Here is a 23628-nt window from a genome sequence, read left to right as displayed (position 1 = left end):
CGTTGCGGGGATTTATTTAAAACATATTTTTTCATTGCAAGTTTATTTGATGGTCGTGGTCCGACCGGGTACGCTGGTAAATTCGGGCGCAGGTGGGCTGCATGCTAGAATCATGCGCTGTGAAGTCGCCGCGCCAACGCCTGTGCCGACGCAAATTATCAGTCAACCCAAGCTAAAGACCAATCGCCCCGCCAATGGATCAATTCGCTAAAGAAACAATACCGATTTCTCTCGAAGAAGAGATGCGCAAGAGCTATCTCGATTATGCGATGAGCGTGATCGTCGGCCGTGCCTTGCCCGATGTGCGCGACGGCCTGAAGCCGGTGCACCGTCGGGTGCTGTTTGCGATGCACGAGATGAACAACGTGTGGAACCGTCCGTACGTCAAATGTGCACGCGTGGTCGGCGAAACCATGGGTAAATATCACCCGCACGGCGATCAGTCGATCTACGACACGCTGGTGCGGATGGCGCAGCCCTTTTCGCTGCGCTACATGCTGGTCGACGGGCAGGGCAACTTCGGTTCGGTCGATGGCGACAACGCCGCGGCGATGCGCTATACCGAGTGCCGGCTGGACAAGATCGCCAGTGAGATTCTGGCCGATATCGAAAAGGACACGGTCGATTTCGTGCCCAATTATGACGGCAAGGAAAAGGAGCCGTCGGTATTGCCGACCCGGATTCCGAACCTGCTGATCAACGGCGCCTCCGGCATTGCGGTCGGCATGGCGACCAATATCCCGCCGCACAACCTCACCGAAGTCATCAATGGCGCGCTGCACGTGCTGCGCAATGCCGATTGCACGATCGACGAACTGATCGAGATCATCCCGGCGCCGGACTTCCCGACCGCCGGCATCATCTATGGCGTGTCCGGCGTGCGCGACGGTTACCGCACCGGCCGCGGCCGCGTAGTGATGCGCGCCAAGACGCATTTCGAGGAATTCGGCAAGGAAGGGCGCACCGCGATCATCGTCGACGAGTTGCCCTACCAGGTCAACAAGAAGTCCTTGCTGGAACGGATCGCCGAGAATGTGCGCGACAAGAAGCTCGACGGCATCTCCGACATCCGCGACGAATCCGACAAATCGGGCATGCGGGTCGTGATCGAGCTGAAACGCAACGAAGTACCGGAAGTCGTGCTCAACAATCTGTACAAGCAGACTCAGTTGCAAGATACCTTCGGCATGAACATGGTGGCGCTGGTCAACGGCCAGCCGAAGCTGCTGAACCTGAAGCAGATGCTGGAATGCTTCCTGTCGCACCGCCGCGAAGTGGTCACCCGCCGCACCGTATTCGAACTGCGCAAGGCGCGCGAACGCGGCCATGTGCTGGAAGGTCTGGCGGTAGCGCTGGCCAATATCGACGACTTTATCGCGATCATCAAGGCCGCACCGACGCCGCCGATCGCGAAGCAGGAATTGATGACCCGCGCCTGGGACTCGTCGATGGTGCGCGAGATGCTGACGCGCACCAGTGCCGACAATCCGGCCGGCATCGAAGCCTTCCGTCCGGAGAGCCTGCCGAAGCATTACGGCATCCAGAAAGACGGCCTGTACAAGCTGTCCGACGACCAGGCCCAGGAAATTTTGCAGATGCGTCTGCAACGCCTGACTGGTCTGGAGCAGGACAAGATCGTCAACGAGTATAAGGACGTCATGGCGGAAATCGCCGACCTGCTGGATATTTTGTCGAAGCCGCAGCGCGTGACCGCCATCATCACCGACGAGCTGAACGCCGCCGTCAACGAATATGGCATCGGTGCCAAGGACGTGCGCCGCTCGCAGATCGAACTGAATGCGACCGATCTGGAGACCGAGGATCTGATTACGCCGCAGGACATGGTGGTGACCTTGTCGCATACCGGTTACATGAAATCGCAGCCGGTCTCGGAATACCGCGCGCAAAAGCGCGGTGGCCGCGGCAAGCAGGCGATGGCGACCAAGGACGACGACTGGATCGACTACCTGTTCATCGCAAATACCCACGACTACATCCTGTGCTTCTCCGATCGCGGCCGCATGTACTGGCTGAAGGTATGGGAAGTGCCGCAAGGTTCGCGCAGTTCGCGCGGCAAGCCGATCGTCAATATGTTCCCGCTGCAGGACGGTGAAAAAATCACCGTAATCCTGCCGGTGTCCGGCGAGAACCGCAGCTTCCCGGAAGATCGCTATATTTTCATGGCGACCAGCCTTGGTACGGTCAAGAAGACACCGCTGTCGGACTTCAGTAATCCACGCAAGGCCGGCATCATCGCGGTTGCGCTGGATGACGGCGATTTCCTGATCGGCGCCGCGCTGACCGACGGCAAGCACGATGTGATGCTGTTCTCCGATTCCGGCAAGGCGGTGCGTTTCGACGAAAACGACGTGCGTCCGATGGGCCGCACCGCACGCGGCGTACGCGGCATGAACCTGGACGAAGGTCAGCAGGTAATCGCGTTGCTGGTGGCAGAAAATGAGCAGCAATCGGTGCTGACCGCCACCGAAAACGGTTTCGGCAAACGCACGCCGATCACTGAATACACGCGTCACGGCCGCGGCACCAAGGGCATGATCGCGATCCAGACCAGCGAGCGCAACGGCAAGGTGGTCGCCGCGACTCTGGTCGAAGCGAGCGATGAGATCATCCTGATCACCACCGGCGGCGTGCTGATTCGCACCCGCGTCTCCGAAATCCGCGAGATGGGACGGGCCACTCAGGGCGTGACGCTGATCGCGGTCGAGGACGGCACCAAGCTGTCCGGTCTGCAGCGCATCGTCGAATCCGATGTCGAAGAAGATAACGGCGACAGCGAAGAAGAGTGACCGGAAGTGTGTGATGGCGCGTAATGGCGTGTGATGCAGCAGGTTTGAAGCTGCAGAATTGACGCAAGACAAGTGAAACCAAGATGACGCAGATATATAACTTCTCCGCCGGCCCGGCGGTGTTGCCGAAGGAAGTGTTGCAACAAGCCGCCGCCGAGATGCTGGACTGGCACGGGAGCGGCATGTCGGTGATGGAAATGAGCCATCGCGGTGCCGAATTCATGTCGATCCTGGAGACGGCGCTGGCCGATTTGCGCGAGCTGTTGGCGGTGCCCGACAACTACAAGATCCTGTTCATGCAGGGTGGCGCACTGGCCGAAAATGCGATCATCCCGATGAACCTGGTCGGCCGCAAGCCGCAGCCGGCGACGATCGATTTCGTGCACACCGGTTCCTGGACCGCCAAGTCGATCAACGAAGCAAAGAAATACGCGAATGTGCGTATCGCGGCGGCCGCGCCGGATGGCCGCTTCCATGCGGTGCCAAAGCGGGCGGGCTGGAATCTGCACCGCGACGCTGCCTATCTGCACGTTTGCACCAACGAAACCATCGACGGCGTCGAATATCATTTCAACCCCGACGCCGGCGACGTGCCGATCGTGGCCGACATGTCGTCGCATATCCTGTCGCGCGTGATCGACGTAGCGAAATACGGCGTGATCTTTGCCGGTGCGCAAAAAAACATCGGGCCGGCCGGGCTGACCATCGTGATCGTGCGCGAGGATTTGCTCGGTCATGCGCTGCCCTGCTGCCCATCGGCGTTCGACTGGAAAATCGTGGCCGAGCACGGCTCGATGTACAACACGCCGCCGACCTATGCGATCTATATCGCCGGACTGGTATTCCAGTGGCTCAAGCGGCAGGGTGGGGTGGCCGCGATGGAGCAGCGCAATATCGCGAAGGCGTCGTTGCTGTATGACTATCTCGACGCCAGCGCGTTTTACCGCAATGAGATTGCGAAAGATTCGCGCTCGCGCATGAACGTGCCGTTCTTCCTGCGCGACGAGTCACTCAACGAAGCATTCCTGGTCGGCGCCAAGGCGCACGGCCTGCTGCAGCTGAAAGGCCACAAGTCGGTCGGCGGCATGCGCGCATCGCTCTACAACGCGATGCCGATCGAGGGTGTACAGGCGCTGGTGGACTATCTGAAAGAATTTGAACAGAAGTACGGCTAGTATGACTAGTACGGCTAGAGCGTTCCCTCCCCTTCAAGGGGAGGGTTAGGGTGGGGATGGGTTTCGTGTCATCGCGACCGAAACCCACCCCCATCCCGGCCTTCCCCCTGGAAGGGGAAGGAGTGAAATGACTACGTGATCATAAGATGGACAACAAACTAAAACCCTTGCGCGAGCAGATCGATGCGATCGACGCCCAAATTCTCGAACTGCTGAACCAGCGCGCGCGTGTCGCGCAACAGGTCGGCCACGTCAAGGCCGAGACCAATGCGCCGGTGTTCCGCCCCGAGCGCGAGACGCAGGTCCTGCGCCAACTGGCCGATCGCAATCCCGGGCCGCTCGCTAGCGGCGACGTACAGACGATTTTCCGCGAAGTGATGTCGTCCTGCCGCGCGCTCGAACGGCGCGTGATCGTCGCCTACCTGGGACCGGCCGGCACCTTCAGCGAGCAGGCGGTCTACCAGCAATTCGGTCATGCGGTCGAAGGCCTGCCTTGCGCCTCGATCGACGAAGTGTTCCGTGCCGCGGAGGCCGGCACGGCGGACTTCGGCGTGGTGCCGGTCGAAAATTCATCGGAAGGCGCGATCAACCGCACCCTCGATCTGATGCTGCAAACCACGCTGTCGATCAGCGGCGAATTGTCGATTGCGGTTCATCACAGCCTGATGAGCAAGACCGGTTCAATGGACGGCGTGACCCGCATCTGCGCCCATTCACAGGCGCTGGCGCAGTGCCAGGCGTGGCTGAACCAGAACTATCCGAACATCGAACGCCATGCGGTCGCCTCCAACGGCGAAGCGGCGCGCATTGCCAGCGAAGACCCGACGGCCGCCGCGATCGCCGGCGAGATCGCCGGCCAGCGTTATGCGCTGGGCGTGGTCAAGGCGCATATCCAGGACGATCCGCACAATCGCACGCGCTTTGCGGTGGTCGGACGCATGCAGCCCAGCCCCTGCGGGCGCGATCAGACTTCGCTGGTGCTGGCGGTGCCCAACCGGGCCGGCGCGGTATATCAATTACTGGCGCCGCTGGCAGTCCATGGCGTGTCGATGACGCGCTTCGAGTCGCGTCCGGCGCGGATGGGGACCTGGGAGTACTACTTCTACGTCGACATCGAAGGGCATCAGCAAGACGCCAAGGTCGCCACCGCGCTGGGCGAACTCAAGCAGAATGCCGCCTTCTTCAAGCTGCTTGGCTCCTATCCGCTCAGTTTATAAACTTACTCAAGATATCCATCATGTCTATTCAATACGGTCCCGATTACGTTCGTGCCATCGCCCCCTATCAGAGCGGCAAACCGATTGCCGAAGTCGCGCGCGAGTTCGGCCTCGACGAAGCGTCGATCGTCAAGCTGGCCTCCAATGAAAACCCGCTCGGGATCCCGGAGTCAGCCAAACAGGCGATGCTGGCCGCGGCGAGCGACATCGCGCGCTATCCCGACGCCAACGGTTTCGACCTGAAGGCTGCGCTCAGCGCCAAATATGACGTGCCGCAAGACTGGATCACGCTCGGCAATGGCAGCAACGACATCCTGGAACTGGCCGCGCATGCCTTCGTGCAGCCGGGCCAGGCGGTGGTCTATGCCCAATATTCGTTTGCGGTCTATCCGCTGGCGACGCAGGCGGTCGGCGGTCGCGCGATCGAGGTGGCGGCAATAAATTACGGTCACGATCTGGTGGCGATGGCGGCCGCCATCACCGCCGATACCAAGCTGGTGTTCATCGCCAATCCCAACAACCCGACCGGCACCTTCGTCCCGGCCGCTGAAATTGAGGCCTTCCTGAAAAAAGTGCCGCAGCAAGTGGTGGTGGTGCTGGACGAGGCCTACAACGAATTCCTGGCGCCCGAACTGCAGTACGAGTCGACCGCCTGGGTCCGGCAATACCCGAATCTGCTGGTGTCGCGCACCTTCTCGAAAGCCTACGGCCTGGCCGGCCTGCGCGTCGGCTTCGGGATTGCCCAACCCGCGATCACCGACCTGCTGAACCGCATCCGCCAGCCGTTCAATGTCAATTCGCTGGCGCAGGCGGCCGCGATCGCGGTACTCAACGATACCGAATTTCTGAACAAGAGCGCGCAACTCAATGCCGACGGCTACCTTCAGCTCACCGCGGCGTTCGACGCACTCGATCTGGAATACGTGCCGTCCTGCGGCAATTTCGTGCTGGTCCGGGTCGGCCACGATGACGGCGCCGGCGCCCGCGTCAACCTGGCCTTGCTGAAGCAGGGCGTGATCGTGCGTCCGGTCGCCAGTTATGGCTTGCCGCAATGGCTGCGCATCTCGATCGGCTTGCCGCAAGAGAATGCGGCGTTCATCGCCGCGTTGCAAAAGGCTTTGAGCTGAAAGGCGAAACCTGGAAATACTCTCCCCTTGTATGCCATGAATCCGCGCAATTTATTTGCGGAATAGAGGGTATTGCCCGGGGAGTATTTTTTGCAGACGCGTTGTGACGCACGCTGTCGTGGTCGTGCCGCCAATATCAACCATTATCAACCATCATTTTCTAAGTACTGATCCGTGTTCAAAAAGATCGCAATTTTCGGTGTCGGCTTGATCGGCGGTTCGTTCGCGCTGGCGCTCAAACGGGCCGGCGCGGTGCGGCAAGTGGTCGGCGTAGGGCGCAGCGCGGCGTCGCTGGCGCGCGCGCACCAGCTCGGCATCATCGACGTCATCGGCGCTTCCGTGCCCGAGGCGCTGCGCGATGCCGATCTGGTGTTGATCGCTGCGCCGGTGGCGCAGACGGAAACGATCCTGGCCGCGATCAAGCCGCATCTGCAAGCCGGCACCGTGGTGACCGACGCCGGCAGCACCAAATCCGATGTGGTGGCGGCCGCGCGCCGCGCGCTGGGCGACCGGATCGCGCAATTCGTACCCGGTCATCCGATCGCCGGGCGCGAGCAAAACGGACCGGATGCCGCCATCGTCGACCTGTACGCCGGCAAAAAAGCGGTGCTGACGCCGTTGCCGGAAAACGCGCCGCACGCGGTGGCGCGGGTGGCCGACGCCTGGCGCTTGTGTGGCGCCATCATTCATCAGTTGACGCCGCAAGAGCACGACCGCGTGTTTGCGGCGGTCAGCCATTTGCCGCACTTGCTGGCGTACGCACTGGTCGACGACATTGCCAACAAGCCGCATGCCGAGCTGCTGTTTCAGTACGCGGCCAGCGGCTTTCGCGACTTCACCCGGATTGCCGGCTCGTCGCCCGAAATGTGGCGCGATATCAGCCTGGCGAATCGGGCGGCGCTGCTGGACGAGCTCGATGGATACGTGTCGCAGCTGGCGCAGTTGCGCGGCCTGCTGGCAAATGCAGACGGCGTCGGGCTCGAGGCGGTATTCGCCAACGCGCAGCAGGCCCGGCATGCCTGGATCCGATCGATCGAGGCGGCCGAACAGCAGAGTCGCGAAGGTGGAGATTAGTGGTGCCAGAATGTGGGGCTGCGGCATGCCCAGATGCATGCGTAAAGATGCAGATAGTTTAAAAAGCAGACCTGGCAACATGTGGGCGGTCATTGCAACCTTAATAAGGTCAAATATTACTGTCGCCCCAGCGCACGCTGGGGCCCAGCGGCGTATGTTGCATGCCGTAACGCCGAACGTGGAGCCAAATCACCACCAACAAGGTGCGACATAAGACACTGGGTCCCAGCGTTCACTGGGACGACCGTCGGAATTTACAGTTGCGGCTAATATTGCAGGCCGAGTAGCGATCAAACAACGATCAAATAACGATCAAATAGCGATCAAGTCGAACAAGCAATGATCAAGTAGCGATCAAGAAATGATCAAGCAACGATCAAGCAAACGAGATAGCCCGCACAGGACAGAAATCATGAGCCAGCAGCACAAACATTTCCCACCCCATATCGATCTGCAGCCGATCGCCCGCGTCGCCGGCACCGTCCGCCTGCCCGGCTCCAAGAGCATCTCCAACCGCACCCTGCTGCTGGCTGCGCTGGCCAGCGGCAGTACCGAGATCATCGACCTGCTGGCGTCCGACGATACACTGGTGATGCTGAACGCACTGCATACACTCGGTGTGCCGTGGCAGCAGCAGGGCGTCAGCCAGGACTACCGGGTCGACGGCGCCGGAGGCGTCTTTCCGGTGCACCAGGCCGACCTGTTCATGGGCAATGCCGGCACCGCGATCCGGCCGCTGACTGCGGCGCTGGCGGTGATCGGTGGCGATTACACGCTGCATGGCGTGCCACGGATGCACGAGCGTCCGATCGGCGACCTGGTCGAGGCGTTGAACGCGGTCGGCGCGCAGATTGACTACACCGGCGTGGCCGGCTTTCCGCCGCTGCATATCCGGCGCGGTCACATCCATGCGCAGCGACTCAGCGTGCGCGGCAATGTCTCCAGCCAGTTCTTGACCGCCTTGCTGATGGTGGCGCCGCTGATGGCGCGCGACCATGGCGTCACGATCGAAGTGATCGGCGAGCTGATTTCGCGGCCGTATATCGAGATCACGCTGAACCTGATGCGCCGCTTCGGCGTGACCGTCGAGCGCGATGGCTGGCAGGCGTTCACTGTCGCGGCCGGCCAGCGTTACCGCAGCCCTGGCACCATCCAGGTCGAGGGCGACGCGTCGTCGGCGTCGTATTTTCTGGCAGCCGGCGCGATTGCCGGCGGGCCGGTGCGGGTCGAGGGCGTCGGCCGCGACAGCATCCAGGGCGACGTCCGCTTCGCCGAATCCTTGCAGCAAATGGGTGCCACCATCACGCTGGGCGACAACTGGATCGAGGCGACGTCGAATGGCGTGCTGAAGGCGATCGATGCCGATTTCAATCACATCCCGGATGCGGCGATGACGATCGCGGTCGCCGCGCTGTACGCCGATGGTCCCAGCACACTGCGCAATATCGGCAGCTGGCGGGTGAAAGAGACTGACCGCATCGCGGCGATGGCGATCGAATTGCGCAAGCTCGGTGCGATCGTCGAAGAGGGCGCCGATTACCTGCGCGTGACGCCGCCGCAGCAGATCCTGGCGGCCAGCATCGATACCTACGACGATCACCGGATGGCGATGTGCTTCTCGCTGGCCACGCTCGACGGCGCCGCGCGCAATGGCAGCCGGATCCGGATCAACGACCCACAATGCGTCGCGAAGACCTTCCCCGAGTATTTCGATGCCTTCGCGCAAATCGCCAAGAACAGCGTCGACCTGTTCTGAGCACGACGCTGAACGCGCCGCAGCGCTGAAGGAACTGCAGCGTCTGCCCGGCGTCGGTCCCAGCATCGCGCGCGATCTGGTCGATCAGGGTTTTCGGCGGATCGACCAGTTACGGCGCTGCGATCCGCAGGCGCTATACCAGCGGCAATGCGCACTGCAGGGCGGCCACGTCGACCGCTGCTGGCTGTACGTGGCGCGCTGCATCATCTATGCTGCCGAAACGGATCATCCCGAGCCCGAAAAACTGAAATGGTGGAACTGGAAGGACTGACTCGAACAAATATATACTGCCTAGTGTATATTTCAAGGCCCGCGTTTTATTGGCGGGACATGCCCTATTTTCCCCTATACTCCCAATAAAATACAAAAATGCCAACACCCAGCATCCCGGTCATCGCGATTGACGGCCCCACCGCTTCCGGCAAGGGCACGGTGGCGCAGCGCGTCGCCGCCCGCCTCGGTTTTCATTACCTCGATTCCGGCGCGCTGTACCGGCTGACCGCGCTGTCGGCACTGCGCAAGGGCATCGACCTCGGCGCCGAACATGCGCTGGCCAAGCTGGCGGCGGCACTGCCGTGCAGCTTCCAGGGCGAGCACATCCTGCTGGGGCAAGAAGACGTGACGGCCGCGATCCGGGCCGAGGAAGTCGGGAATGCGGCATCGCAGATCGCCATCCTGACGCCGGTGCGGAAGGCGCTATACGGCCTGCAGCTGGGCTGCCGCAAGGCGCCCGGGCTGGTGGCGGACGGCCGCGACATGGGCACGGTGATTTTCCCGCACGCCAGGCTCAAGGTGTTTTTGACCGCCAGCGCCGAGGCACGCGCCGAGCGGCGCTATAAGCAATTGATTGACAAGGGTTTTTCTGCTAGTATGGATGATCTGCTGAAGGATTTGCAGGCCCGCGACGCGCGCGATAGCCAGCGCGAAGTGGCGCCGCTAAAGCCGGCAGAAGGTGCAAACGTACTCGATACTTCCGACATGACGGCCGATCAGGCAGTCGAGCAGGTATTGAGTTGGTTTGCGGTAATAAAAAACTGACTGCAAGCAAGGGTTGACTGCAATCAAGAGTTGACTTCAAAAGCAGACGGCCCAAGCTGCATGCAGTTGTTGTACCTGGTGTCCGCTCCGGCGCTACGCCGGTTCGGATGTGGAAGAACCTAACCCAGTTGAAGTCGCGTTGTGCGAGTCTTGCTGGATAACCTGCAAAAACCTATGTCTACTGTTGCTACCTCCCAAGAAACACCTACCGGCATGGAAAGCTTTGCCGCGATGTTCGAAGAATCGCTGACGCGCCAGGATATGCGCTCCGGCGAAGTCATCTCCGCAGAAGTCGTGCGTTTTGACCATAATTTCGTCATCGTCAACGCCGGCCTGAAATCCGAAGCTTTCATACCAATCGAAGAATTCAAGAACGACAACGGCGAACTCGAAGTCGTCGTTGGCGATTTCGTCTCGGTCGCGATCGAATCACTCGAAAACGGCTTTGGCGACACCATCCTGTCCCGTGACAAGGCCAAGCGTCTGGCATCGTGGCTCTCGCTCGAAAAAGCGATGGAGTCCGGCGAGATCGTCATCGGTACCGTCAACGGTAAAGTCAAGGGCGGCCTGACCGTTCTGACCAACGGCATCCGCGCGTTCTTGCCGGGTTCGCTGGTCGACACCCGTCCGGTCAAGGACACCACCCCGTACGAAGGCAAGACCCTGGAATTCAAGGTCATCAAGCTCGATCGCAAACGCAACAACGTCGTGTTGTCGCGTCGTGCAGTGGTCGAAGCATCGATGGGCGAAGAGCGCCAGAAGCTGATGGAAACCCTGAAAGAAGGTACCGTGGTCACCGGTATCGTCAAGAACATCACCGACTACGGCGCGTTCGTTGACCTCGGCGGCATCGATGGCCTGCTGCATATCACCGACCTGGCATGGCGTCGCGTGCGTCACCCATCGGAAGTGCTGACCGTCGGCCAGGAAATCACCGCCAAGGTCCTGAAGTACGATCAAGAGAAAAACCGTGTCTCGCTGGGCGTCAAGCAACTGGGCGACGATCCTTGGACCGGCCTGTCGCGTCGTTACCCACAAGGCACCCGCCTGTTCGGTAAGGTCACGAACCTGACCGACTATGGCGCATTCGTGGAAGTCGAGCAAGGCATCGAAGGTCTGGTACACGTTTCCGAAATGGACTGGACCAACAAGAACGTGGCACCAAACAAGGTCGTGCAACTGGGCGATGAAGTCGAAGTCATGGTTCTGGAAATCGACGAAGAACGTCGTCGTATCAGCCTGGGCATGAAGCAGTGCAAAGCCAACCCATGGGATGACTTTGCAGTGACCCACAAGAAGGGCGACAAGGTCCGCGGCGCAATCAAGTCGATCACCGACTTCGGCGTGTTCATCGGCCTGGCCGGCAACATCGACGGTCTGGTGCATCTGTCCGACCTGTCCTGGACCGAAACCGGCGAAGAAGCAGTGCGCCGCTTCAAGAAGGGTGACGAGCTGGAAGCCATCGTGCTGGCAATCGACGTTGAACGCGAGCGCGTTTCGCTGGGCGTCAAACAACTCGAAGGCGATCCGTTCAACAACTTCGCTGCCATGAACGACAAGGGCGCGCTGGTAACCGGCACGGTCAAATCGGTTGAGCCGAAGGGCGCCGTGATCCAGTTGTCCGAAGAAGTCGAAGGCTATCTGCGTGCTTCCGAAATCTCCCGCGATCGCGTGGAAGATGCCGGTACGCACCTGAAAGTCGGCGATGCCGTCGAAGCGCTGGTGATCAACATCGACCGCAAGGCACGCAGCATCCAGTTGTCGATCAAGGCAAAAGACAATGCCGAGACGCATGAAGCCATGCAGAAGATGTCGGTAGACTCGAACGCCGCTTCCGGTACGACCAGCCTGGGCGCGTTGCTCAAAGCAAAATTCGACAACAAGAACTAAGTTTGTCGAGCTGATCAATGACCAAGTCCGAGCTGATCGCCCGTCTGGCTGAACGTTACACCCAGCTGGTGGCAAAAGACGCGGATTATGCTGTCAAGACCATACTCGATGCGATGACGGACGCCTTGGCGACCGGCCAGCGCATCGAGATCCGGGGTTTTGGCAGCTTTGCGCTGAACAGCCGGCCGCCCCGTATCGGCCGCAATCCGAAGTCCGGCGACAAGGTGATGGTGCCCGAAAAACGGGTGCCGCACTTCAAGCCAGGCAAGGAATTGCGGGAACGGGTCGACGCCATGGTCGGTCAGCCGATCATGGAGGACTGATGGGGTTTCGAGCAGCATGCTGCTCGCCAACCGGACGGCGCGCCCCTTCAAGGGGTCGCTCCTACCCGACAGGGCTACAGGTCGTTTGATCGAATTGGAACGGCATCTTCGGATGCCGTTTTTTTTCACGTACAATTTCGCTTGTTATTGCTATTTATCCGTATTCAATTCAGTGTTCAAGTCACGCCGATTGCAGCAAACCACCACTTCCAACAATAAGGAATGCGCATGAAACTCATCTCCAGATTGCTCGCGCTGTGCCTGTTCGCGGTGTTCTTTATTTTTGCGCTGAAGAACAGCCAGATCGTCGAGCTGCACTTCTTGCTGATCCCCCCGATCACCAGTCCGCTGGCACTGGTCCTGCTCGGCTTTTTCGGGGCCGGTGCCTTGCTCGGCGTGATCGCGATGTCCCCCACCGTGTTCCGGCACCGCCGCGAACTGACGCGCCACAAGAAGACCATTAACGCGCTGCAAAAGGAAAGCGAAGCGCAACAACAGGCACGCAACCAGCCGCCGCAGCCGGACAGTGTGTCCAACCAATGACAGCACCGATAGCCAAACGAATTGCGCCTGCTGCGGCAGACATCCGGCATAACGCCTCGAACAACCTCTAATAATATCGCGCATGGAATTTGAAATCTGGTGGTTGCTCGGCATTCCCGTTTTTTTTGCACTGGGCTGGATCGCCGCGCGTGTTGATATCAAGCAATTGGTATCCGAGTCGCGCAGCCTGCCTTTGGGGTACTTCAAGGGCCTCAATTTCCTGCTGAACGAGCAGCCGGACAAGGCGATCGATGCGTTCATCGAAATCGTCAAGCTGGACCCGGAAACCGCCGACCTGCATTTTGCGCTGGGCAACCTGTTCCGCCGCCGCGGCGAGACCGAACGCGCGATCCGGGTGCACCAGAATCTGCTGTCGCGGCCCGATCTGCCGCAGGAGCAGCAAGTCCACGCACAATATGAACTGGGCCAGGACTACCTGAAGGCCGGCCTGCTCGATCGCGCCGAGGAAACCTTCAACCGCCTGATCGATACCCAGTACAGCGCGCAAGCACGGCGCGCGCTGCTGGAAATTTTCCAGCGCGAAAAAGAATGGACGCGCGCGATCGAGGCTGCGCAGGCGCTGCAGCAATCCGGCGCCGGCGGCCGGCAGAAGGAAATCGCCCAGTTCTATTGCGAGCTGGCGCAAGATGAGCTGGTGCATACCCATCCCGATGCGGCGCTGGCCCTGCTCGAAAAGGCGCTCAATGTCGACCGCAAGAACGTGCGCGCCGCGATCCTCTCCGGCGATGCGCAACTGGTCACGGGCGATATCGAAAAAGCGCTGCTGTCGTGGCGCCGGGTCGAACATCAAAGTGTGCCGCACGTCGCGCTGGTCGCACAGCGACTGATGGACGGCTATCGCGCAGTCGGTCGGCCGCAGGAAGGGATCAATCTATTAAAATCCTATCTGTCTGAAGCCTCGTCGATCGACTTGCTGGAGGTATTGTTCCAGGCAGTGATTGAACACGACGGCGTCGATGCGGCGAACCAGATGGTCAGCGACGAATTGCGTCGCACGCCGACGCTACTCGGGCTGGACAAGTTGCTGGAGGCGCGGCTGATGAATACGCGGCCGGAAGTGCGGCCGGAGCTGTCGATGGTGAAAACCCTGGTGCACGGCTACGCGCAAAAACTGGCGCGTTACCAGTGCAGCCATTGCGGCTTCAAGGCACGCCAGTTCTATTGGCAATGCCCGGGATGCAACCACTGGGAAACCTACCCGCCGCGGCGCACCGAAGAACTGAATGTGATGAACTAACTTCGACTGGGCGAGCAGCAATCGACGCCCGATCGACGACCATGAAACCATGCATGGCAGCTGGTCGCAGTGCCATGCCAAACTCTGATTACACATGAAAATTACCATTATCGGCACCGGTTACGTAGGCTTGGTCACCGGCGCCTGCCTGGCGGAACTCGGCAACGACGTGTTCTGTCTCGACGTCGACCAGCACAAGATCGACATGCTGAACAACGGCGGCATCCCGATTCACGAAGCGGGCCTGGAAGAGATCGTGGCGCGCAACCGCGCCGCTGGTCGCCTGCAATTTTCGACCGATGTCGCGGCCAGCGTGGCGCACGGCGATATCCAGTTCATCGCGGTCGGTACCCCGCCCGACGAGGACGGTTCGGCCGACCTGCAATACGTGCTGGCAGCGGCGCGCAATATCGGTCGCCATATGACTGGCTTCAAGGTAGTGGTCGACAAGTCGACGGTGCCGGTCGGTACCGCCGACCGGGTGCGGCTGGCGATTGAGGGCGAACTGACGGCACGCCAGTCCGACCCGCAGCAGTGCCCTGTGACATTTTCGGTGGTGTCGAATCCCGAATTCCTGAAGGAAGGCGCGGCGGTTGAGGACTTCATGCGGCCGGACCGGATCGTGATCGGTTGCGACGACACCAGCGAAGGCCAGCTCGCGCATGCGATGATGAAAAACTTGTACAAACCGTTCAATCGCAACCACGAACGCACCTTCTGGATGGACGTGCGTTCGGCAGAATTCACCAAATATGCGGCCAATGCGATGCTGGCGACGCGCATTTCGTTCATGAACGAAATGGCCAGTCTGGCCGACAAGGTCGGCGTCGACATCGAAGCGGTGCGACACGGCATTGGCTCCGACCCGCGCATCGGCCACAGCTTCCTGTATGCCGGCTGCGGTTACGGCGGTTCCTGTTTCCCGAAGGACGTGCAGGCGCTGGAGCGCACCGCGGGCGCCTATGGCCAGGAACTGATGATCCTGCGCGCGGTGGAAGCGGTCAACAATCAGCAGAAGCACGTGCTGGGCCAGAAGATCGTCGCGCGTTTTGGCGACGATCTGAGCGGCAAACATTTTGCACTGTGGGGGCTGGCATTCAAGCCCAATACCGACGACATGCGCGAAGCATCATCCCGTGTGCTGCTGCGGGAACTGATCCAACGCGGCGCGACAGTGGCGGTCTACGACCCGGTCGCGATGCCAGAAGCGAAGCGGGTACTGGCATTGGACCTGGGGCCGACGTTCGACCAGCAGCGGATTCGTTTCGCGCACAACGCGATGGATGCTTTGACAGGCGCCGACGCGCTGGCCATCGTGACTGAATGGAAAACCTTCCGCAGCCCGGATTTTGCGCAGCTCAAGGCGCAGCTGAAGACTCCCGTCATTTTCGATGGCCGCAACCTGTATGAGCCGGACGCCATGGCCGATGCAGGCTTTGAATATCACGGCATCGGCCGTTCGGTGCTGACCCGGACATGATCATGAACCAGGACAATACCAGCCCGACACTGCCGCTTGCTCTGGACACGGTCCGCATCCTGGTGGTGGGGGACGTGATGCTGGACCGTTACTGGTTCGGCGAGGTCAACCGCATTTCGCCGGAAGCGCCGGTGCCGATCGTGCGGATCGAGAGGCGCGAAGAGCGTCTCGGCGGCGCCGCCAACGTGGCGCGCAATGCGGCTGCACTCGGCACCCGGACCGGTTTGCTCGGCGTCGTCGGCCAGGACGAGGCCGGCGATACGGTCGAACAGATCCTGGGCGAATCGAGCATCCAGAGCTATCTGAAGCGCGACGCCGCGATCTCGACCATCATCAAGCTGCGCGTTATCGGTCGCCAGCAGCAATTGCTGCGCGTCGATTTCGAAAGTGCGCCGACCGAGACCGTATTGCGTGACAAGCTGAGCCAATACAATGCCTTGCTGGATCAGTATGACGTGATCGTTTTGTCCGATTACGCCAAGGGTAGCCTGGTCAACGTGGCCGACATGATCGCAACCGCCCGCCAGGCCGGCAAGCTGGTGCTGGTCGATCCGAAGGGTGATGATTTCTCGCGTTATGCCGGTGCATCGGTGCTGACGCCGAATAAATCCGAATTGAAGCGTATCGTCGGCAGCTGGTCGAGCGAACAGGAATTGACCGTCAAGGCCCAGCAGCTGCGGCTGTCGCTCGGACTCGACGCCTTGCTGCTGACGCGCTCGGAAGAGGGCATGAGCCTGTATACCGACCAGCAGGTAATGCATACGCCGGCGATGGCACGCGAGGTGTTCGACGTCTCCGGCGCGGGCGACACCGTGATTGCGACGCTGGCTGCGATGCTCGGCGCCGGCATGCCGATTGCCGATGCGGTCACCACCGCCAACCGGGCCGGCGGTATCGTGGTCGGCAAGCTTGGCACCGCAACCGTCACCAAGGAAGAGCTGTTTGGTTAGGGCGCGTTGACGTTTTGGTATGATGCGGGAATGTTGTCAACCGCTTGGTTGTCTGGCCGTTATCAGACGCAAGGGACGAAATATCCTTTGCCCTTGTTGTCACAAATGCCATTCAATCAACCGGAGAGAATCAAATGTTCAAGAAATTACTGCTGGCGGTCGCTACTTTGGTCGCAACGATGGGTTTTGCATTCGCGCAGGTTGACGTTAATAAGGCCGACCAGACAGCGCTGGACGGCATCAAGGGTATCGGCCCGAAAACTTCCAAGGTGATCATCGATGAGCGCACCAAGGGTGGGGCGTTCAAGGATTGGCCGGACTTTGAAAAGCGTGTAAAGGGTGTGGGCAAGAAAAATGCAGCCAAGCTGTCGCAAGCCGGCCTGACCGTCAATGGTCAAGCCCTGGCTGACGCACCGGCCGCTGCACCTATGGCAAAAACACCGATGGCAAAAGCACCGGCCAAGACTGCTTCGCCAATGGCCGCACCGGCAGCAGCATCAGCCAAGGCAGGAGCCTCTGGCGCAGCTTCCGCCTCTGCGCCGAAGTAATCAGTCCTTGCTACACAAAAACCCCGCCGGTCGCCGTTGCAGACCGCGGGGTTTTTTTATCATCCATATCCGTGATCGGAACCGACGCAAATACGCGTTGCCGCATCTCGGATTAGAATGGTGCCTTGTATATCGGATCAAGCAAGAACATGGCCTATCTCAGCATCGAAGACACAATCGGTAATACGCCGCTGGTACAACTGAAGCGGGTGCCGGGCGCCGAAGCGGCCGAGCGCAACAACATCATTCTGGCCAAGCTGGAAGGCAATAATCCGGCCGGTTCAGTCAAGGACCGTCCGGCGATGTCGATGGTGAGGGGCGCCGAGGAGCGCGGCGTCATCAAGCCAGGTGACACGCTGATCGAGGCCACCAGCGGCAATACCGGCATCGCGCTGGCGATGGCGGCCGCGATCGGCGGCTACAAGATGGTTTTGTTGATGCCGGAAAATCTCAGTGTCGAGCGGCGCCAGAGCATGGCGGCCTACGGTGCGGAGATCATCCTGACCCCGAAAACCGGCGGCATGGAATACGCGCGCGATCTGGCCGAGCAGATGCAGAAGGAAGGCAAGGGCATCATCCTCGACCAATTTGCCAACCCGGACAATTCACGCGCCCACTACGAGAGTACCGGACCGGAGATTTGGCGCGATACCGAAGGCCGGATCACCCATTTCGTCAGCGCGATGGGGACCACCGGCACCATCATGGGTGTGTCACGCTATCTGAAAGCGCAAAACCCGGCGATCCGCATCATCGGCGCGCAGCCCGAAGAAGGTTCGCAAATTCCGGGCATCAGAAAATGGCCGGAAGCGTACCTGCCGAAAATCTATGATAAATCGCGAGTCGACCAGCTGGAATATGTGAGCCAGGCCGCGTCCGAACAAATGACGCGGCGCCTGGCGGCAGAAGAGGGAATCTTTTGCGGGATATCGTCCGGCGGCGCCTGCGAAGTTGCATTGCGTCTGTCGCGCACGGTCGAGAACGCCACCATCGTGTTCATCGTCTGCGATCGCGGCGACCGCTATCTGTCCACCGGGATTTTCCCTGCCTGATGCCTGAACCATGCGGCGGGAAAATCCGCCCGCTTATTGCGGCGCCGTGGTGGCTTCTTTTGGCTTGAACTGCTTGTCGCTGATGCGGAATTTGGTGCGGCGATCGCCCATCAGATAACGCAGGTCACGGATGCTCATGTCGCTCACTTCATGCATGCGTATCAGCAGCGATGCGCCGACCGGCAGTCGATTGTGGCGAATCTTGCTGATCACCGGCGGCGCGACTTCCAGTGCGCGCGACAAGGCGGCATCATTCTTGAGATGCAGTTTCTCGATCAGGGTATCGAGCAAACGGTTCGGATCGTACTTAAGCTGATCGCTATCCATCTCGTCGTTGGTGTTGTTGTCTGGTTGATTAGTCATAATCTTGATACTTCCATGTAAGATTCATTGTGCCGGGGACGCACCCAAAAATTACTCTAGAAACATAAAATCCCCGATTGCGACAGGTAACTGCGACGGTAAGTACACAGATTTTACGTAAAGTTTTTAAGGAATACACCCAATTTTATAACAATTAGAGTTTTTTTGCATAAAGACAAGATTGTTAAAAAATATGATTTTTTGAAACAACTACGCTGGTACTTGATTAACGCTCTGAAAAAAATAGAGCCAACCTGCGGCGTTGCCCGGTGTAATCCATATCTCGAGTAACGCGGCAGCGAACGGTAAAAAATTGTTTCTCTAACAATTTGATTCTATGTAGCCATCGAGGCGGCATATTGATAAAGCGCAATTTTTATTTGCAATCCGTTGCTGTAATGGCGTGCTTTGCAATGGTCTGAGGTTACCAAGGTAACGAAATTTCTCGCCAACTCAGGCAGGAAAGCACTGGCGTTGATATTCAATCAATTGCAAAGCACACCACACTAGGTTAGATGGCGATTCTTGCAATAGTTCATCTATGGCAAGAAATTATTGAAATAAAAATAGGAATCTCGGCCGAAGCGAGCGTGTGGGTGATGATGGGACACATATACTGGCTAGTCATGCCGGCCATTTCCACCAATAAATATTGGAGGTATGACATATACTCCGGCAAATTGAGCCTTGGGAAAAGCCAAGAAGCGGAATCATCCATGGCGGTGCCGCGTCTGAATGGCGTCATGCCATTACGCAACTCGTGCTGCCGAATCCATCCCTAGTATTGACTGCGCGCTGTCCGGACCGCACGGCCGAGGTCGATTACCGACATCGCATAGAAGAAGCTGCGGTTGTATTGGGTGATGGCGAAGAAATTGTTTCCGCCCAACCAGTATTCGGCCGGTTCGAATCCATTTTGCAAGTCCACCAACCCGAATGTCATGTCGGTCGGCGGCTCGACCACCGGGCTGACGCCGCCGGCTTTCAATGCATCGAGAGAAAATTTCGCTTCCAGACCTTGGCCGATGAAGGCCTGCCATGAATTCGAGCCGATGTCGTCGTTGCCGTCGGACGGATTGCGGCTGTCGACGGTCGCCGGAAACACCGGCGGTTCGCCGCGCCGCCAGCCGTGTTGCACCAGAAAATTGGCGACGCTGCCGATCGCATCGGCCTGGGAATTGCGCAGGTCGATTTTGCCGTCGCCATCGAAATCGACGGCGTATTGCCGGATGCTGCTCGGCATGAATTGCGGCCAGCCGATCGCACCCGCATACGAGCCGAGCAGGGAAAACGGATCGATGCCGGATTCGCGTGCAAACAGCAGCGTGTTTTCCAGCTCGCCCTGGAAGAAGGTCATGCGCGCCAGCCGCGTCGGTGTGTCGGGATAGTCGAAGGCCAGTGTGGTCACGGCATCCATCACGCGGAAATTGCCGGTGTTGCGGCCGTACACGGTCTCGACGCCGATGATGCCGACGATGATGTCGGCTGGCACGCCGTATTGCTGTTCGGCACGCGCCAGCGTATCGGCATTGTCGTTCCAGAATCGGACGCCGGCCTCGATCCGCACCGGCTCGACGAAGCGGGCGCGGTAGGCGCGCCAGTTCTTCGGCTTGCCGGCCGGCGCCGGTTTCATCAGCTGGATCGTGGTATCGACGTAACGTACCTTGCCCAGTATCGCTTCCAGTTCCGGCCGACTGAAATCATGTTTCGCGACCATCTGATCGATGAAGTCGGAGACTGCTTTCCATTGCACGAAGTTGGCAAATTCCCCGACGTTGTCCTGTTGCTCCTGGCGGTCGTAGCGGTTGCGCTCGAGTGCAATCTTGCGCGGCTTGTCGGCTTTCGCCGTCCCGTTTGGCGGTGCCTCGCCGGCGGTGGCGATCCCGGCGTTGATCAAGAGCGGCAAGGAGGCGCATAGGGCAATGCGTTTGGCAAGACAGGAGAGTTTCATCGGCAGTCGGCTAAGTGTGATTTGAGTCTGGCCAGCGCAGCGCTGCGCTCCTTGACATGCGCGGTGCTGCCCGACCCGAATCGAATGTGTTCATACAGCATCAAAAAGCGTTCTGCCGCGGCCACCTTGTCAGCGGGCAGGCTGGTCTTCAGGCGCGCCGCATAAGCGCGCGGACCCTCATGGATGGCACGCGCTGTACCGCGACGTGCCATCTGCTGGCAGAACGCCGAGTATATCGCATCGAACGGGTCGCGCCGCGGCCGATTTAGCAGCAACGGCAAGGCTGCCAGTGCGATCGCGATGGTGCCGAGGCCAAACATCAACGCGGTCAGACTTTGCCAGTCGAGATCGTCGAAGCCGAGTGAACGCAACAGATTCCTTTGTCGTTGCGGGTTGTAATTAAGTACCCATTGGTTCCAGGAATTGGTCATCGCATCCCAGTTCAGCCCGAGGCCGGCGCCCCACGAATCCTGGCCCGCATGCAGGCCGAGCAGGGTTGCCAGCGTATGGCGCGGAATCGCGCCGCGAAGGTTCAGTTCGACCCGCTCCGGTGCCACCGCGGCAGTCGGATCGACGCGCAGCCAACCGCGCTGCGGCAGCCAGACTTCGGCCCAGGCGTGGGCGTCGGACTGGCGGATCGTCATGTAGCCGTCGATCGGATTCATCTCGCCGCCTTGATAACCGGTCACGACCCGCGCCGGAATGCCGAGGGCGCGCATCAGCACCACGAACGAGCTCGCATAATGTTCGCAAAAGCCGGCGCGGGTCGAGAACAGGAATTCGTCGACTGCGTGCTTGCCGAGCGGGGGCGGCTCCAGCGTGTAGCGAAAACTCTCGCGGCGGAAATATTGCAGCACCAGATTGACCAGTTGCCGCTGGTCCGATGCCTGCCGGTGCAGCTTGGCCGCGAAGGCCAGCGTGCGTGGGTTGTAATCGGCCGGCAAGCTCAGCCAGTTCTGCTGTTCGTCGGGCGAGGCGTCGGCGTCGAGGGTATAGCTCGGATACGACACCGCGTCGTAACGGATCCGTTGCTCGATTGCCTCGCTGCCCAGAAGCTCGCGATCGGCGCCAATCCTGCTGAGCATGCCGTCCACGTTGGGCGCCTGCCGCGGCAGTTCGAGCGCAAACAACCAGCGCTGGCCGTTCGGCTCCAGTGTTACCTGATGCCGGATCGGCTTGCCGTAGGGCCGCAACACCACCACCGAACCTTGATGACCTGCCGATTGAAAGTGCATTGGGGTCCAACTACGGCCGTCGTAGTTGCCGAGTACCGCGCCGCGCCAATATAGCCGGGACTTGGGTGGCGCCGGATCGATGAATTTGACGCGAAATGCGATTTCCTCCGACAGCGCCAGTTGCGAGATATTGCCGGGGGACATGCTGTCGGACAAGCCACTGCGTCCGGCATGGGCATCGCCGGGCAAACCCCATAACGGCCCCTGGATCCGTGGAAAGAGCAGGAACAATACCAGCGTCAGCGGCACCGCCAACCCGACGATCACGGCCGTCAGCCGCAGGCGTCGGCGCAGCGGCGGCATGCGACCGGTATACTGAAACGACAGCTGTGCGGTCAGCATCGTGATCACCGCGACCACCGTCAGCAGCGCGCTGAGCATGGTTTGCGAATAGAAGAAGCTGGCCAGCATCAGGAAGAAACTGAGGAAGATCACCACGAACAAATCGCGCTTCGCGTGCATCTCCAGCAGCTTGAACGTGAGCAGCAGCACCAGCATCGCGACGCCGGCATCGCGGCCCAACAAAGTCTTGAAAGTGACATTGACGCCGACCATCGCCGCCAGCGCGACCGGCAGCAGCAGCCAGCGCGGCGGCATGCGTTTGCCGCGCCACGTGATCCAGCCGCGCCAGCACAGAATCGCGCCGCAAGCCACGCTGATCCACAGCGGCTGGTGCGCGGTATGCGGCAGCAACACCAGCACGCAGGCCAGCATCAACAGCAGGGTATCGGCCTTGTCGCGCGCAAGGGGGGTACTAAAGCGACCGCTGATGGCCGCGATGGCAGCGGATTTGAACCGACTCATCAGCTCGCCTCGTACAATGCCAAGGCCTGAAGGCAGGCCGCGCGATGGGCAGTGCCGACCGCGGCAGCGAAGTCGTTGGCGCCGAGTCGGAACGCATAGGGCAGGCCGCGCGCCTCCGCCTCGAGGACCCAGCGCGTCAGGCGCGACAGTTTCAGTTCGGTATCGAGCGCAGGCGGCAGCGCCGAAAAATCAAGGCACAATTCGCTGGCCGCGCCGCCTTCAAAGTATTTGGTCAGCAATTGACCGCCAAGATCGGCCGGAATCCGGGCAATTTGGCGCCACGCCAGATGTTTCATGGCATCGCCATCCTGATAGCCGCGGATGCCGCCGAAGTCGTCGCGCCCGGCGCGCCCAGCGCGCCAGAAGTCATCGTCCTTGGCGTCGCCGGCGACCGGTAGCGCCGGCGCGTTCTGCTCTGGTAGCGGATAGACCAGGGCGGTTGCATCCGGCTGCCAGTAGCTCCACGCGTGCAACAGACCGAGCGGGAAGCGCGTCTGCAGGCGCACCCGCGGTGCCTGCAAACGACCGCGGGTGATGCTCGGCGCCGACAGCGTGACGGACCGGCTGGCGTGACTGGCGATATCGAGCGGCTGTTCCGGGTGGTTCTGGCCTTCGCCGATAAAGCCAAGCCACAGCGCAAAGCGCTCATAGTTGCGACGGTTGATCACATGCAGCTCGAATTGCGCCTCTTCGCCGGCAAACACCGGATTGACCCGTCCCGGCGCCAGATGCAGATGGGCCAGATTACGAAAGGTCAGATACATGTCGATCACCGCGCAGGCCGCAATCAGGAAAGTCAGCGCGAAACCCAGGTTCAGCGAGTAATTGACCGAGGCGACGAACAGCACCACCAGCATCACGCCGAACATCAGCCCGGCGCCGGATGGGACGATGAACACGCGGCGCTGGTTGAGAAACACCTCGCCCGGTTCGGCGTCCCGCAGTCGGTACAGCCACTTGTTCAGAAAGCGCCGGTAACTGCTGTGGCAGCGCGTGCGCAATGTGGTCAACATGATGGCTGGTATCGGGCCGCGCGC

At 60.2% G+C, this 23628-nt stretch carries 20 protein-coding genes; 16 read left to right on the top strand and 4 right to left on the bottom strand.

From position 1 onward, the window contains the following. Positions 1–194: 194 nt before the first annotated feature. The 16 genes from gyrA to cysM all read left to right on the top strand — a co-directional run bounded on the left by gyrA (position 195) and on the right by cysM (position 18238). Positions 195–2807, top strand: coding sequence for a DNA gyrase subunit A (gene gyrA, locus ACFOFO_RS04245; protein WP_390326583.1), 2613 nt, complete (start codon positions 195–197; stop codon positions 2805–2807). Between the two features lie 83 nt (positions 2808–2890). After that, positions 2891–3982, top strand: a complete 1092-nt coding sequence (serC, locus tag ACFOFO_RS04240) for a 3-phosphoserine/phosphohydroxythreonine transaminase (RefSeq protein WP_390326582.1) — start codon at positions 2891–2893, stop codon at positions 3980–3982. Positions 3983–4128: 146 nt separating this feature from the next. Next, complete coding sequence (gene pheA, locus ACFOFO_RS04235; protein ID WP_390326581.1) at positions 4129–5199, top strand: prephenate dehydratase; 1071 nt, start codon at positions 4129–4131, stop codon at positions 5197–5199. A gap of 20 nt (positions 5200–5219) precedes the next feature. Continuing rightward, on the top strand, positions 5220–6326 hold the full coding sequence (gene hisC / locus ACFOFO_RS04230) for a histidinol-phosphate transaminase (protein ID WP_390326579.1): 1107 nt from the start codon (positions 5220–5222) through the stop codon (positions 6324–6326). 174 nt (positions 6327–6500) lie between these two features. Continuing rightward, on the top strand, positions 6501–7400 hold the full coding sequence (locus ACFOFO_RS04225) for a prephenate dehydrogenase (protein ID WP_390326577.1): 900 nt from the start codon (positions 6501–6503) through the stop codon (positions 7398–7400). Between the two features lie 412 nt (positions 7401–7812). Further along, on the top strand, positions 7813–9156 hold the full coding sequence (gene aroA, locus ACFOFO_RS04220) for a 3-phosphoshikimate 1-carboxyvinyltransferase (protein WP_390326575.1): 1344 nt from the start codon (positions 7813–7815) through the stop codon (positions 9154–9156). Next, a complete protein-coding gene (locus ACFOFO_RS04215) occupies positions 9113–9427 on the top strand; it encodes a helix-hairpin-helix domain-containing protein (protein ID WP_390326574.1) in 315 nt (104 codons plus the stop codon). The genes aroA and ACFOFO_RS04215 overlap by 44 nt, the downstream gene beginning before the upstream one ends. Positions 9428–9525: 98 nt before the next feature. Continuing rightward, on the top strand, positions 9526–10194 hold the full coding sequence (gene cmk, locus ACFOFO_RS04210; protein ID WP_390326572.1) for a (d)CMP kinase: 669 nt from the start codon (positions 9526–9528) through the stop codon (positions 10192–10194). 174 nt (positions 10195–10368) lie between these two features. After that, positions 10369–12084: a 30S ribosomal protein S1 gene (gene rpsA / locus ACFOFO_RS04205; RefSeq protein ID WP_390330916.1), complete on the top strand. Its 1716-nt coding sequence runs from the start codon at positions 10369–10371 to the stop codon at positions 12082–12084. A 17-nt stretch (positions 12085–12101) separates the two neighbouring features. Beyond that, positions 12102–12407: an integration host factor subunit beta gene (locus ACFOFO_RS04200; RefSeq protein WP_390326571.1), complete on the top strand. Its 306-nt coding sequence runs from the start codon at positions 12102–12104 to the stop codon at positions 12405–12407. Positions 12408–12635: 228 nt separating this feature from the next. Next, positions 12636–12950 carry a LapA family protein gene (locus tag ACFOFO_RS04195; protein WP_390326570.1) on the top strand — a complete coding sequence of 105 codons (315 nt, stop codon included), beginning with the start codon at positions 12636–12638 and terminating at the stop codon, positions 12948–12950. A gap of 82 nt (positions 12951–13032) precedes the next feature. Continuing rightward, positions 13033–14208 (top strand): lipopolysaccharide assembly protein LapB, encoded by a 1176-nt coding sequence (gene lapB / locus ACFOFO_RS04190; protein ID WP_390330914.1) that lies wholly within the window; start codon positions 13033–13035, stop codon positions 14206–14208. Positions 14209–14302: 94 nt separating this feature from the next. Beyond that, complete coding sequence (locus ACFOFO_RS04185) at positions 14303–15688, top strand: UDP-glucose dehydrogenase family protein (protein WP_390326568.1); 1386 nt, start codon at positions 14303–14305, stop codon at positions 15686–15688. 2 nt (positions 15689–15690) lie between these two features. After that, positions 15691–16638, top strand: coding sequence for a D-glycero-beta-D-manno-heptose-7-phosphate kinase (rfaE1, locus tag ACFOFO_RS04180; protein ID WP_390326566.1), 948 nt, complete (start codon positions 15691–15693; stop codon positions 16636–16638). A gap of 134 nt (positions 16639–16772) precedes the next feature. After that, entirely contained in the window at positions 16773–17186 is a 414-nt protein-coding gene (locus ACFOFO_RS04175) for a ComEA family DNA-binding protein (RefSeq protein WP_390326563.1), read from the top strand. A gap of 149 nt (positions 17187–17335) precedes the next feature. Then, on the top strand, positions 17336–18238 hold the full coding sequence (cysM, locus tag ACFOFO_RS04170) for a cysteine synthase CysM (RefSeq protein ID WP_390326561.1): 903 nt from the start codon (positions 17336–17338) through the stop codon (positions 18236–18238). Positions 18239–18271: 33 nt separating this feature from the next. Here the strand turns inward: cysM and ACFOFO_RS04165 are convergent, their stop codons facing one another. The 4 genes from ACFOFO_RS04165 to ACFOFO_RS04150 all read right to left on the bottom strand — a co-directional run bounded on the left by ACFOFO_RS04165 (position 18272) and on the right by ACFOFO_RS04150 (position 23604). Further along, positions 18272–18601, bottom strand: coding sequence for a hypothetical protein (locus ACFOFO_RS04165; RefSeq protein ID WP_390326559.1), 330 nt, complete (start codon positions 18599–18601; stop codon positions 18272–18274). A 778-nt stretch (positions 18602–19379) separates the two neighbouring features. Continuing rightward, positions 19380–20552, bottom strand: coding sequence for a lytic murein transglycosylase B (mltB, locus tag ACFOFO_RS04160; RefSeq protein WP_390326557.1), 1173 nt, complete (start codon positions 20550–20552; stop codon positions 19380–19382). After that, positions 20549–22591 (bottom strand): transglutaminase TgpA family protein, encoded by a 2043-nt coding sequence (locus tag ACFOFO_RS04155; protein WP_390326554.1) that lies wholly within the window; start codon positions 22589–22591, stop codon positions 20549–20551. Before ACFOFO_RS04155 ends, mltB begins: the two co-directional genes overlap by 4 nt. Beyond that, complete coding sequence (locus ACFOFO_RS04150) at positions 22591–23604, bottom strand: DUF58 domain-containing protein (RefSeq protein ID WP_390326553.1); 1014 nt, start codon at positions 23602–23604, stop codon at positions 22591–22593. The genes ACFOFO_RS04155 and ACFOFO_RS04150 overlap by 1 nt, the downstream gene beginning before the upstream one ends. Positions 23605–23628 lie beyond the last annotated feature (24 nt).

It is taken from the genome of Pseudundibacterium arcticum, from assembly GCF_042646465.1.
GTDB classification, from domain to species: Bacteria; Pseudomonadota; Gammaproteobacteria; order Burkholderiales; family Burkholderiaceae_D; genus Undibacterium_A; species Undibacterium_A arcticum.
The sequence above is the reverse complement of the archived record's forward strand: the minus strand, read 5'-3'. Positions and strand labels throughout refer to the sequence as shown.

Excerpts from the sequence above, each read along its gene's own strand:
- gyrA (WP_390326583.1), top strand. The coding sequence starts at position 195 with ATGGATCAATTCGCTAAAGAAACAATACCGATTTCTCTCGAAGAAGAG.
- serC (WP_390326582.1), top strand. The coding sequence starts at position 2,891 with ATGACGCAGATATATAACTTCTCCGCCGGCCCGGCGGTGTTGCCGAAG.
- pheA (WP_390326581.1), top strand. The coding sequence starts at position 4,129 with ATGGACAACAAACTAAAACCCTTGCGCGAGCAGATCGATGCGATCGAC.
- hisC (WP_390326579.1), top strand. The coding sequence starts at position 5,220 with ATGTCTATTCAATACGGTCCCGATTACGTTCGTGCCATCGCCCCCTAT.
- aroA (WP_390326575.1), top strand. The coding sequence starts at position 7,813 with ATGAGCCAGCAGCACAAACATTTCCCACCCCATATCGATCTGCAGCCG.
- ACFOFO_RS04215 (WP_390326574.1), top strand. The coding sequence starts at position 9,113 with ATGCCTTCGCGCAAATCGCCAAGAACAGCGTCGACCTGTTCTGAGCAC.
- cmk (WP_390326572.1), top strand. The coding sequence starts at position 9,526 with ATGCCAACACCCAGCATCCCGGTCATCGCGATTGACGGCCCCACCGCT.
- rpsA (WP_390330916.1), top strand. The coding sequence starts at position 10,369 with ATGTCTACTGTTGCTACCTCCCAAGAAACACCTACCGGCATGGAAAGC.
- ACFOFO_RS04200 (WP_390326571.1), top strand. The coding sequence starts at position 12,102 with ATGACCAAGTCCGAGCTGATCGCCCGTCTGGCTGAACGTTACACCCAG.
- ACFOFO_RS04195 (WP_390326570.1), top strand. The coding sequence starts at position 12,636 with ATGAAACTCATCTCCAGATTGCTCGCGCTGTGCCTGTTCGCGGTGTTC.
- lapB (WP_390330914.1), top strand. The coding sequence starts at position 13,033 with ATGGAATTTGAAATCTGGTGGTTGCTCGGCATTCCCGTTTTTTTTGCA.
- ACFOFO_RS04185 (WP_390326568.1), top strand. The coding sequence starts at position 14,303 with ATGAAAATTACCATTATCGGCACCGGTTACGTAGGCTTGGTCACCGGC.
- rfaE1 (WP_390326566.1), top strand. The coding sequence starts at position 15,691 with ATGAACCAGGACAATACCAGCCCGACACTGCCGCTTGCTCTGGACACG.
- ACFOFO_RS04175 (WP_390326563.1), top strand. The coding sequence starts at position 16,773 with ATGTTCAAGAAATTACTGCTGGCGGTCGCTACTTTGGTCGCAACGATG.
- cysM (WP_390326561.1), top strand. The coding sequence starts at position 17,336 with ATGGCCTATCTCAGCATCGAAGACACAATCGGTAATACGCCGCTGGTA.
- ACFOFO_RS04165 (WP_390326559.1), bottom strand. The coding sequence starts at position 18,601 with ATGACTAATCAACCAGACAACAACACCAACGACGAGATGGATAGCGAT.
- mltB (WP_390326557.1), bottom strand. The coding sequence starts at position 20,552 with ATGAAACTCTCCTGTCTTGCCAAACGCATTGCCCTATGCGCCTCCTTG.
- ACFOFO_RS04155 (WP_390326554.1), bottom strand. The coding sequence starts at position 22,591 with ATGAGTCGGTTCAAATCCGCTGCCATCGCGGCCATCAGCGGTCGCTTT.
- ACFOFO_RS04150 (WP_390326553.1), bottom strand. The coding sequence starts at position 23,604 with ATGTTGACCACATTGCGCACGCGCTGCCACAGCAGTTACCGGCGCTTT.